The sequence below is a fragment of the Streptomyces sp. NPDC107500 genome (assembly GCF_055582785.1).
The window spans coordinates 1,105,509-1,116,388 of the sequence record NZ_JBVJPF010000002.1 but is presented as its reverse complement, the minus strand read 5'-3'; the positions used below and the strand labels follow the sequence as shown (position 1 = coordinate 1,116,388).

The 10,880-nt window shown below is 72.3% G+C and carries 7 protein-coding genes; 2 read left to right on the top strand and 5 right to left on the bottom strand.

Translation table 11 applies throughout. The annotated features are described in order from the left end of the window. Positions 1-41: 41 nt before the first annotated feature. The 4 genes from ACZ67M_RS11020 to ACZ67M_RS11005 are packed head-to-tail and all read right to left on the bottom strand — an operon-like array spanning position 42 to position 5,724. Positions 42-1,550 carry an asparagine synthetase B family protein gene (locus tag ACZ67M_RS11020; protein ID WP_469850595.1) on the bottom strand — a complete coding sequence of 503 codons (1,509 nt, stop codon included), beginning with the start codon at positions 1,548-1,550 and terminating at the stop codon, positions 42-44. Next, entirely contained in the window at positions 1,547-2,758 is a 1,212-nt protein-coding gene (locus tag ACZ67M_RS11015) for a glycosyltransferase family protein (RefSeq protein WP_469850594.1), read from the bottom strand. Before ACZ67M_RS11015 ends, ACZ67M_RS11020 begins: the two co-directional genes overlap by 4 nt. After that, positions 2,748-4,697 (bottom strand): asparagine synthase (glutamine-hydrolyzing), encoded by a 1,950-nt coding sequence (asnB, locus tag ACZ67M_RS11010; protein ID WP_469850592.1) that lies wholly within the window; start codon positions 4,695-4,697, stop codon positions 2,748-2,750. The genes ACZ67M_RS11015 and asnB overlap by 11 nt, the downstream gene beginning before the upstream one ends. A 4-nt stretch (positions 4,698-4,701) precedes the next feature. Continuing rightward, positions 4,702-5,724: an NAD-dependent epimerase/dehydratase family protein gene (locus ACZ67M_RS11005; RefSeq protein WP_469850591.1), complete on the bottom strand. Its 1,023-nt coding sequence runs from the start codon at positions 5,722-5,724 to the stop codon at positions 4,702-4,704. A 353-nt stretch (positions 5,725-6,077) separates the two neighbouring features. Between ACZ67M_RS11005 and ACZ67M_RS11000 the strand changes: the two genes are divergently transcribed. Both ACZ67M_RS11000 and ACZ67M_RS10995 read left to right on the top strand, forming a co-directional pair. After that, positions 6,078-7,805 (top strand): ABC transporter ATP-binding protein, encoded by a 1,728-nt coding sequence (locus tag ACZ67M_RS11000; protein WP_469850590.1) that lies wholly within the window; start codon positions 6,078-6,080, stop codon positions 7,803-7,805. A gap of 11 nt (positions 7,806-7,816) precedes the next feature. Continuing rightward, positions 7,817-9,622 carry an ATP-binding cassette domain-containing protein gene (locus ACZ67M_RS10995; protein ID WP_469850588.1) on the top strand — a complete coding sequence of 602 codons (1,806 nt, stop codon included), beginning with the start codon at positions 7,817-7,819 and terminating at the stop codon, positions 9,620-9,622. Positions 9,623-9,646: 24 nt separating this feature from the next. Here ACZ67M_RS10995 and hemA read toward each other — a convergent pair whose 3' ends face one another. Continuing rightward, a complete protein-coding gene (gene hemA / locus ACZ67M_RS10990) occupies positions 9,647-10,855 on the bottom strand; it encodes a 5-aminolevulinate synthase (protein ID WP_361365617.1) in 1,209 nt (402 codons plus the stop codon). Positions 10,856-10,880 lie beyond the last annotated feature (25 nt).

Here is a 10,880-nt window from a genome sequence, read left to right as displayed (position 1 = left end):
CCCTCCTTCTGGGGTCGTGCGGGCAGTGGTGTCCTGGGGACTCAGAGGGTTCTTCCGGCAGCTAGGGACTCCAGCTGGAGCAGGTACAGGGCCAGCGGCTGGAGCCGGCTGACGCGCTGCGGCGCCCCCGGGCCGCGGCCCGCCGCCAGCAGACGTTGCAGGACGCGGTCGCGGCTGTGCCACCAGCCCCGTCCGGAGTGCAGGGTGTGGCCGAGCAGCCGGGTGAGGTACGCCAGCCGGTGCCCGACCAGGACGAGCCCGTGGCGCTGCGGAACGGCCGCGGCGAATCCCAGGCCCGCGTGCTCGGGGAACGCCTTGTGCAGCGCCTGGTCGTGGAAGGTGCCGTCGACCAGGAACCGTCCCGGCACGGAGGCGAGGTGGTCGACGAGGGCGTGGTCGAGGTACGGGGTGTGGATCAGCGCCTGTCCGCCGCCGAGAGTGAAGGGGGCGAGGGCGATGGAGCGACGCGTCCGGTTCCAGAAGAAGAACGAGCCGAGCGGGAGGGGCGCGTCGGCGTGCCGGGCCAGTTCCCGCACGAGCCGGGCGCGGGCCCTCTCCCGGCTCCACAGGCCACGGGTACGGGGGCCGAGGAGATGCTCGACGTGCCCGCCGGTGCGGCCGGCGGTCAGCAGCCGGTCCGCCAGCCCCGGCAGGTCCGTCGCGTCGTAGGGGTTCTTCCGGATCAGTTCGATGCTGGGGTTCTGGGCCAGCTCGCCACCCCCGAGCCCGTCGTACCACAGTCCGCTCCGGCGGCGCAGGAAGCTGAGCAGGGGCAGGGCCCAGGCGCCGTCCAGCGTGCCCATGCCCTGTGCCGGGCCCGCGGCGCGCTCCGCGTGGAACTGCGAGCGCGGCCGGCCGACGGTGCGGTGCGGCAGTCCCAGGCGCCCTGCGAGGCGGGCGGCGACACCCGCGTCGGCGCCCGGATCGGGCGGGAACTTCGCGCCGCTGACGCACAGCCGCGGCGGGGCGCCCTGGCGGCACAGCTCCAGCAGGATGTGGCGCGAGTCCCGGCCGCCGCTCAGCGGCAGGACATACGGCCGGTCGGGCAGCCGGCGGGCCACGGAGGCGCGGAACAGGTCGATGAAGCCGTCCACCGCCTCGCCCCGGGTGAGGTCGGCGGGGCCGGGCACGGGAAGGGCGGGAGCGTCGAGGCGCGGTCCGTCGCGGGTCCAGGTCAGGGTGGCGGCGGGGGGCAGCGCCCGGATCGCCGCGAAGGGGGTGTCCTCGGCGAGGAAGAAGCCCAGCCGGACGAAGACGGCCAGCGCGTCATGGTCGAGGGCGGCGTGCTCACCGGGGCTGAGCAGGGCGAGCGGATCGGGGGAGAGCGTCAGCGAGTTGGCGTCCGAGCGGTAGTACAGGGGGTGCATGCCGTACCGGTCGGTGCGGACCAGGAGGCGTTCGCCGTCCCAGTTCCAGGCGGCGAAGACTCCCTCGGGCGGTGGCCCCCCGGCCAGTGGATCCCCGCCGAGGGCGTGTCCGAGCCGTGCCTGCCCCTCGCCCTCGGCCCGGACCCCGCCCGGGCCCGCGACGAGCCGGATACGGGGCTTCACCGGGCGTCCAGCAGGGGCCGCAGGGCGTCCCCGATCCGGCGGGCCACCGCATCCTGGTCGAGCACGGACTCGGCGAAGCCGATGGTGGTCTTCTTGTGCTCCTCGATCGTCGACGGCCGTGCCAGCCAGTCGTCGACGGTCCGGAACAGGTCCTCGGGCTCGGCACAGGCCCGGCCGAGACCCTGGTCGTGGATGAGCCCAGGCACCCACTGCTCCATGGGCAGCCCCGACTCCAGCATCAGTACGGGGATCCCGAAGTAGGCGGCCTCCAGGGTGGTGTTGGGGCCCGCCTTCGAGACGAGCAGGCCGTACGGCGACCTGGACGCGCGGTCGATGTACTCGAAGTACTCGGCCTGCGTGAGCCGGCTGTGGAACCGCCAGTGCGCGAGCCGCTCGGCATCCGCCGCGGCGCGACGGGCGAGGCCGGGGTCGTCGTAGCCGACGAACACCAGGTCCGTGTCCGGGTGGCGGGCGGCGATGTGCCGCAGCAGTTCCAGATAGACGTCACCGCCGCGGTTGCAGAAGATGATCAGACGGGGCCGGCCGGAGTCCTGGGCCCCGCCCCAGGGCCCGGCCGTCGGAGCGGCGGATTCGCTGGTCATGAAGTCCCGCAGGTCGTGCTGGGCGACGAGCGGCCCCACCACCCGCACCCGGTCGGGATCCCCGCCCGTGCTCGCCAGGAGACGGTCCTTGGCCCACGCGAAGCCCACCAGGGTCAGATCGGGGTGCGGGCTGCGGTGCAGCGGCAGCTGGAGCAGCCCGGGGTTGGTGACATGGCTGACCACCCGGGTGCGGACCCCCGCCAGTCCTACGGCCGCCACGCACAGCCGCGCCACGAACCCCTTCGTGCCGACCACCACGTCCGGGGCGGTGGTGCGCAGGTGCTCGGTGAGCGGGGCGAGAGCGGCCTGCTGAACGGGGGTGGGGCTCACCTCGAAGCCGGCGGGGAAACGTTCCTGAAGGCGCGTCATCAGGCCCATGTACCGTTCGGTGCGCACCGTCGCGTCGGGGCTCTCCAGGGAGATCGTGCGGATCTCGGCCCCCGCCTCGCCCAGCCAGGGCAGGATCGGCTCGGCCTCCAGCAGCGTCACGTCCGCGTCGACGGACCCGCGCAGTACCCGGGAGAACCGGGTGGCGGCGAGGTAGTTGCCGAACTCCCCCCAGGTCCTCGGTGACAGCACCTGGATGTGCGGACGGTCACGGCGCATGGTGGGGCTCCTCGGTGAGGTCGAGGCAGGCTGGGGCGGTGGCGGGCGCGTGCGCGGGAAGCGCCTGGTACCAGAGCTGGTACGTCAGCAGCGCCCACAGCTTGCGGGACGTGTCACGCCGGCCGCTGACATGGTCGTCGGCCAGCCTCCGCACCGCACTCGCGTCGAACAGCCCGCCGCGGTTCAGTGCGGACGCGGAGAGCGTGTCCAGCAGCAGCGGGCGCAGTTCCTCGCGCAGCAGGGCGGCCAGCGGGGCGCGGAAGCCCAGCTTGGTCCGCCGCACGATGTCCCCCGGCAGCCAGTCGGCCGCGATCCGGCGCAACAGGAACTTGCCGGTGAAGCGGCGCAGCTTGAGCGCCGTGGGCAGCGTGTTGCCGTACTCGACGAGGTCCAGGTCGAGGAAGGGGGAGCGCAGTTCGAGGGCGCTGCGCATGCCGCCGCGGTCGGCCTTGGTGAGGATCACGTCGCGCAGGAAGTGGGCGACGACACCGAGCTGGCTGCGCTGGACGCCGGTCAGCCCCGACGGGCCGTCGAGGAGCCGGGAGACCTCGGTGAAGGGGTCGTGATCGGTCAGCGCCGCACGGGCGTCCGGCCGCAGCAGGCCGGGAAGCTCGGCCGGGCCGAAGGGGGCCGTGGACAGGTAGAAGCGGTGCTCCGGAGCCGCCCGCAGTCCGCGCGCCAGCAGGCTCAGCGCCGCGGCGGCGGGCAGATTGCCGGACCGCGCGGGCAGCCGGCGCACGAGGGTGCGCAGCAGGGCCTCCAGCCGGGGCGCCGGCATCAGCCGCAGCAGGATCTCGATCGCCCGCTCGGCCTGGAAGTAGCGGTAGCCGAGCAGGAGTTCGTCGGCGCCGTCCCCGGTGAGCACCCCGCGCACGTGCTGCCGTGCCGTCCGGCAGACGATGCGGGTGGGCAGCAGGGAGGGGTCCGCGAGGGGTTCGTCGGCCCGGGCGTACTCCGACTCCACCACCTCGGCGAGGTCGCGGCCGCCGATGCGGACCACGTGGTGTTCGGCGCCGATGTGCCGGGCCACCGCGGCGGCGTGCGCGCTCTCGTCGAAGTCGGACTGCTCGAAGCCCGCGCTGAACGTCAGCACCGGCCGCCGCGACGAGAGCTGCTGGGCCACGGCGGCCACCGCGCTGGAGTCCAGGCCCCCGCTCAGCAGCACCCCGAGCCGGCGTTCCGTGCTCGTCACCCGTCGGGCGACCGCCGTGCGGAACAGCTCCTCGAACCGCGCGGCCGCCTCTCTCCGGCCCGGACCCCGCCCGGACGTCTCCAGCCGGGGCCGCCAGAACTCCACTTCGCGCAGTCGCCCTTCGGCGTACTCCAGCCAGTTGCCGGGACGGACCTTGTGCACACCCGTCACGGCGGACCCGGGTGCGCAGAAGGCCTGGAGGGTCAGATACCCGGCCAGAGCGCGTACGTCGGGGGTGCGCGGGGCGTCGGGATGGCGCAGCAGCGCGGTGAGTTCGGAGGCGAAGGCGATCCCGGCGGGCACGCGGGTGTAGTAGAGCGGCTTCTTGCCCATCGGGTCGCGGGCCAGGACGGTCGTCCGCGTACGCGCGTCGTGCAGGACGAAGGCGTACATGCCGCGCACCCGGTCCAGCACCTTCATGCCGTGCCGCTCGTACAGTTCCACCAGTACCTCGGTGTCGCTCTCGGTGCGCAGCCGGGCTCCCGCGGCGCGCAGTTCGCGGCGCAGCTCCCGGTGGTTGTAGATCTCCCCGTTGAGCACGAGCGCGACGGCACCGCTCGACGAGACGAACGGCTGCCGGCCGGGGCCGACGAAGGTCAGGGCGCAGTGCGCGAAGGTCACGCCGTGGTGGTGGCACCGGCTGCTGCCGTCGGGGCCGCGGTGCGCCACCGCCGCCAGCATCCGTTCGGCCGTGGCACGTCCGGACTCCGGACCGCCGGGGTCGCTGAACCCCACGAAGCCGCACATACGGCTACGACCGGCGGGTGGGCGCCATACCGGCCGGCGAGGCGGTTCTGGGCGACGCCGCCCGGGCGAGCGATCGCCTGGTCCACTCGATCTGCGTGGCCAGCCCGGCGCGCAGATCCTCCCGCGCGGTGAAGCCGAGGCGGCGCTTGGCGCACTCGATGTCGGCCGTGGTGGCCCGGACGTCACCGATGCGTGCGGGGCCGTACCTGGCGTCCGGGGTCCGTCCGGTCAGCTCGCCGGTCAGGGCCAGGACCTCGTTCATCGACACGGCTTGACCGGTTCCTATGTTCAGGACGCCGGTGCCCCGCCCCCGGGGCGCCGCCGCGAGCATCAGCGCGCGCACGACGTCCGACACGTGGACGAAGTCACGGAGCTGGGTGCCGTCGCCGTAGACCTCGATCGGCTTGTTCTCCAGGGTGGCGCGGATGACCCGGCCGATGAACATGTCCGGGCGCTGGCCGGGGCCGTAGACCGTGAAGAACCTGAGGGCGTTCACCGACAGGGCGGTGTCGCGGCGCGCGGCGAAGGCGAGGGCGAGCCGTTCCGCGGCGAGCTTGGTGACCCCGTACGGGGACAACGGACGGGGGAGGTCGTTCTCGTGCATCGTGCCCTCCGCGCCGCCGTAGACGCTGGAGGACGAGGCCATGACCACCTGGGGGACCCCGGCGCGCACACACGCGTCCATGAGGCGCTGGGTGGCCAGGACGTTGCAGTGGAGATACTCGGGGAATTGTGTCCAGGACGGACGCACACCAGGCAGCGCGGCTAAGTGGAAGACCGTTTCGGCATTTTCGAGACAGCTCGAAAGATCGGCGGATACGAGATCGGCGCGGATCGCGTGGAGAGATCCCGTATCCGCGGATGGCGCGATTTCACCCGTGGTCCAACTCGATTTACGATCAATGCCCGTCACGTTCGCGCCCTCGCGTCGCAACGCCTCGACGAGATGGGAACCGATGAAACCCGCGGCACCGGTGACCACGACTTTTCTTGTGTTATCGACACCGTCGTGCGTGTCACCCGACATTGCGAATCCCCCTTGGTCCGTTGGTATCCGGTCGTTCAAGGCGGTGCTATGTGCTGGTGCTGCCCTCGGGCGCCGGACCCATGCGAAGCGCGGGTGCGGAGAATGTGGCCGAGAAGTGCTGGCGCACGACGATGGCGCGCAGGGCGAATTGCCCAGAGGACCCGTGGAGTCTAACAGTGCGAGGAATCCGCAGCAACGGCTTACCGGTCCCCGCGCTCCGGAACAAGCGGCGGGCCATATTCCGCATACGGACGTGTCATTTCCGGACTCCCGCACGGACTCCACGCGTCATTCCCAACCGCCGGCAAGGACTTTATGCTGAGGCCTTCCGCCGCCTTGGGGGGAGGGACGCGTTGGCAGGCAGTCCGTTGCGGCAACTGTCCGTACTCTTCCGCTATCTGCGCGGCGAACGCCCCTCCGTCCTCCTTCTTTCGGTGCTGGTCCCGCTCGGCATCGGGCTCCAGCTCGTGGCACCGCAGATGATGCGCAGGTTCATCGACCACACGCTCTTCCGAAGCCCTTCGGACCTGCTGCTCGCGGTCGCCGTCTGGTATCTGGCGGCGGCCCTCGGACTGCTGGTGGTGACCATCGGCTGCGACGCCGTGGCCGCCCGGCTCGCCTGGCGCACCACCAACCGGCTCCGCGCCGACCTGGTGGCCCACTGTCTGCGCCGCCCCTCCCGCTTCTACCAGCGCCATCCGCCCGGCGAACTCGTCGACCGCGTCGACGGCGACGTGACCCGGCTCGCCGCGGTGATGTCCGCGCTGGTCCTGGAGGTCCTCGCCCAGATGCTGCTGGTCGTCGGGATCATCGGCGCCCTTTTCCAGCTCGACTGGCGCCTGGCCCTGGTCTTCGCGCCGTTCGCCGCGGGCACGCTGCTGCTGTTGCGCCGGCTCGTGGGCCGGGCCATGCCCTTCGTCGCCGCCCGGCAGGCCTCGTCCGCCGACCTCCTGGGCTTCCTGGAGGAACGGCTGGCCGGCGTCGAGGACCTGAGGACCAACGGTGCCTTCGGCCACACCATGCGCACGCTGGATTCACGGCAGGCCGACCTGTACGGGCGGGCCCGCCGCGCGGCGCGGGTCTCGGCCCGCTGGCCCGCCACCGTCCAGGGCCTGTCCACCGCCAGCGTGGTCCTCGCCCTGGCGGTCAGCGTATGGCTGCACGACCGCGGACAGCTCTCCATCGGGACCGCCTTCGCCTGTCTGTCGTACGCCATGCTGCTGCGCCGTCCGCTGCTCGCCCTGACCACCCGATTCCACGACCTGGAGGAGGCCGCGGTCAGCGTGCGGCGCCTGAAGGAACTGCTCGACCAGGACGACGACGTCGTCCGCACCGGTACCCTGCGCCTGCCCACCGGGCCGCTGGGCACAGGGCTGGACCACGTGTCCTTCTCGTACGACCCGGGCGAGCCCGTGCTGCGGGACGTGTCCTTCCGGCTGCGCCCCGGGGAGCGGCTCGGCATCGTCGGCCGGACCGGAAGCGGCAAGTCGACCGTCGTACGGCTGCTGTTCGGGCTGCACCACGCCACGAGCGGCAGTGTCACCGTCGGCGGCCAGGACGTCGCCGGTCTCGACACCAGGGCGCTGCGCGGCCGCGTCGCCCTGGTCACCCAGGAGGTCCAGGTCTTCCACGCCACCCTCCGGGACAACCTCACCTTCTTCGACCGCCTCGTCGACGACGACCGGGTGCGGGGCGCACTGGACGAGGCCGGACTCGGCGACTGGTGGCGGGAGCTGCCCGACGGACTGGACACCGTGCTGGGCGGCGGAGCGCGCGGGATGTCGGCGGGCGAGGAACAACTCCTCGCCCTGGCACGGGTCTTCCTGCGGGACCCGGCCGTGATCCTGATGGACGAACCGACGGCCCGCCTCGACCCGCACACCGAGCGGCTGCTCATGCCCGCGATGGACCGGCTGCTGGCGGGACGGACCGCCGTCGTGGTCCAGCACCGGCCGCACACGCTGCGCAACGTCGACCGCATCCTCGTCCTCGACGCGGGGACGGTGGTCGAGCACGGGAAGCAGACGGTGCTGGCGGCCGACCCGACCTCGCGCTTCCACGAACTGCTGCGCGTCGGCTGACGGGACACAAGGTGACCGACATCGACGCACAGGGCACGCTCGGGCGGCTCGGGGCCGTGCTGCGCGGCTCCGCCGGTGCCTACTGGGCGCTGACGGGGTTGTGGGTGCTGCTGCGGGCCGGAACCCTGGCGGTGGGGCTGCTGTTCCAGCGGCTGTTCGACGAGATCGGGGCCGGCGGCGGGGTCTGGCTGCTCATCGCCTGGGTGGCCGCGATCGAGGTGGCCCGGCTCTGTCTGCAGTTCGGCGTGATGATCAACCGGCTGGAGCCACGGGTCCAGTACGGCACGACGGCGCGGCTGCGACGGGACCTGCTGGGCACCGCCCTGCGCGGCCGGGGCGCCATGTCCCGGACGACGCCGGGAGAGGCCCTGCGGGTGGCCGGGGAGGACGTCGAGGAGACGGGCTTCTTCGTGGCCTGGGCGCCGACCAACCTCGCGCACTGGCTGTTCGTCGTCGCCTCGGTCACCGTGATGGTGCGGATCGACGCGGTGGTCACGATCGCCCTGCTGGCCCTGCTGGTCCTCATCACGGTGGTCACGGCCGCGGTCCACGGCCGGTTCCTGCGCCTGCGCAACGCCACCCGGACCGCGTCCGCCGAGGTCGCCGGCGCCCTGCGGGAGGCGTTCGGGGCGGTGAAGGCGGTGCAGGCGGCAGCCGCCGAGGACCATGTGGCAGCCCATGTCGTCGAGTTGAACGCCGCCAGGGCCCGCCTGGCGGTGCGCGAGGAACTCTTCGCCGGGGTGCAGCGGACCGTGATCGGCAACGCGGCCCCGCTCGGGATCGGCGTGGTCCTGCTGCTCACGGCGGGGCAGGCACACAGCGGGGCGTTCAGCGTCGGGGATCTGGCGCTGTTCGCCTTCTACCTGCAGATCCTCGCCGAGGCGCTGGCCTCGATCGGCATCCTCTCGGTGCGGCTGCAGCGCGTCTCGGTGGCTCTCGGCCGGATCACGGCCTTCCTCGGGAGACGGCCTCTGACACCATCCGCGGAGCCGGCGCCCGACACCGGGCCCGCGCCCACGCCCTCGCCCGACCCGGGCCCCGCGCTGCGGGAGATGACCGTCCACGGGCTGACCGCACGGCACCCCGGCTCGGAGCGCGGCATCGAGGATGTCTCCCTCACGGTCGTACGCCGGTCCGTCACCGTGGTCACCGGAGGCGTCGGTTCGGGCAAGTCGACGCTGCTCCGGGCCGTCCTGGGGCTGTTGCCGCACGAACGGGGCACCATCGCGTGGAACGGGGAGCCGGTCGCCGACCCCGCGGCCTTCCTGGTGCCGCCGCGCTGCGGCTACACGCCCCAGGAGCCGCGACTGTTCAGCGGGTCGCTGCGGGAGAACGTCCTGCTGGGGCTCGGCGAGGAGGACGGCGACGGTGAGGGCGGGCGGAGGATCTTCGAGGCCGCCGCTCGCACCGCGGTCCTGGCCCCCGACGTCGCGGTCATGAAGGACGGCGCCGACACCGTCGTGGGTCCGCGGGGCCTCAGGCTCTCCGGTGGCCAGCTCCAGCGGACGGCCATCGCCCGGATGCTGGCCCGGCGCCCCGAACTCCTCGTGTTCGACGACGTGTCCAGTGCCCTGGATCCGGCCACCGAACAGGTCCTGTGGGACCGGCTGCTGGACGGCACGGCAACCGTCCTCGCGGTGTCGCACCGGCCCACGCTGCTGCGCGCGGCGGACCGGGTGGTGGTGCTGAAGGACGGGCGCGTGGACGCGGTCGGGACACTGCCCGAAGTGCTCGACGCCTCCGCCGAGATGCGCCGGATCTGGGCCGATCAGGACCCGGAGCCGAGGCCGGGCCCTTCCGACGGAGCCCTGCCGTGACGCGGGGACCGGGCGGCTCCTCGATCAGGACAGCCGCTCACCCCGCGGCGCGCCCAGCTCGGACCAGATCCCGTCGAGCGCCTCGACGAACCCGCGGATCTCGGCGGCCTCGTGGACGGCCGAGGGGGCGACCCGCAGGATCTCCTCGCCGGTCGGCACGCTCGGCGCGTTGATCGCCTGCACGTAGGCGCCGTGCCGCTCCAGCAGCAGCGCCGACATCCGCTTGCAGAGGCGGTCCTCACCGACCAGCACCGAGACGATGTGGGTCTGGTCGGACAGGAAGGGAATGCCCCGCTCCCGCAACAGGCCGTGCAGGAGGCCGGCGTTGGCGGCCAGCCGCTCGCGTTCCAGCTCGGAACCGCGCAGATGCCGTACGGCGGCCAGGGCGCCGGCCGCCACGGCGGGCGGCAGGGCCGTGGTGAAGATGAACGACCGGGCGAAGGCCCGCACCGCGTCCATGAGAACGGTGGGCCCGGTGACATAACCGCCGGTCATCCCGAAGCCCTTGGCCAGCGTCCCCATCATCACGGTGAACGCGGGCGCGAGTCCCTCCCGCGCCGCGATGCCGGCGCCCTCGGGACCGTACATGCCCACCGCGTGAACCTCGTCGATGAACGTCTCCGCGCCGTACCGCTTGGCGATGTCGGCGATCTCCGCGAGCGGCGCGATGTCGCCGCGCATCGAATGCACGGACTCCGTCACGACGAGTTTCGGCCGCTGCGGATCCACCCCGGACAGCAGTTCCTCCAGATGCGCGCAGTCATTGTGCCGGTAGATGAACTTCTCGGCCCCGCTGTGCCGCAGGCCGTCGATGATGGACGCGTGGTTCAACTGGTCGGAGAACACGGCGCAGTCGTCGATGTGTCCGGCGAGCACGGAGAGAGCGCCCTCGTTCGCGGAATAACCGGAGGTGAACAGCACCGCGTCCTCCTTTCCGTGCAGCGCGGCGAGTTCCGCCTCCAGGGCGACGTGATAGTGGTTCGTCCCGCCTATATTGCGGGAACCGCCGGACCCGCCCCCGCATTCGTCGACGGCGCGCTTCATCGCCGCCAGCACGTCCGGGTGTTGCCCCATACCCAAATAGTCGTTGCTGCACCAGATCGATATTTCGCCATGCTGAGCCGTGTCGGCCGCGGGGAAGCGGCCCGCAATGCGGCCGAGCTCCAGAAACTCCCGTTTACGCTCGGATGTTTCCTGCGCAAGGCGTGCGAAGAAGTCCAGGTACTCCGACATGTCTTGTGCTCGCTCTCTGTCGCTT

Excerpts from the sequence above, each read along its gene's own strand:
- ACZ67M_RS11015 (WP_469850594.1), bottom strand. The coding sequence starts at position 2,758 with ATGCGCCGTGACCGTCCGCACATCCAGGTGCTGTCACCGAGGACCTGG.
- asnB (WP_469850592.1), bottom strand. The coding sequence starts at position 4,697 with ATGTGCGGCTTCGTGGGGTTCAGCGACCCCGGCGGTCCGGAGTCCGGA.
- ACZ67M_RS11005 (WP_469850591.1), bottom strand. The coding sequence starts at position 5,724 with ATGTCGGGTGACACGCACGACGGTGTCGATAACACAAGAAAAGTCGTG.
- hemA (WP_361365617.1), bottom strand. The coding sequence starts at position 10,855 with ATGTCGGAGTACCTGGACTTCTTCGCACGCCTTGCGCAGGAAACATCC.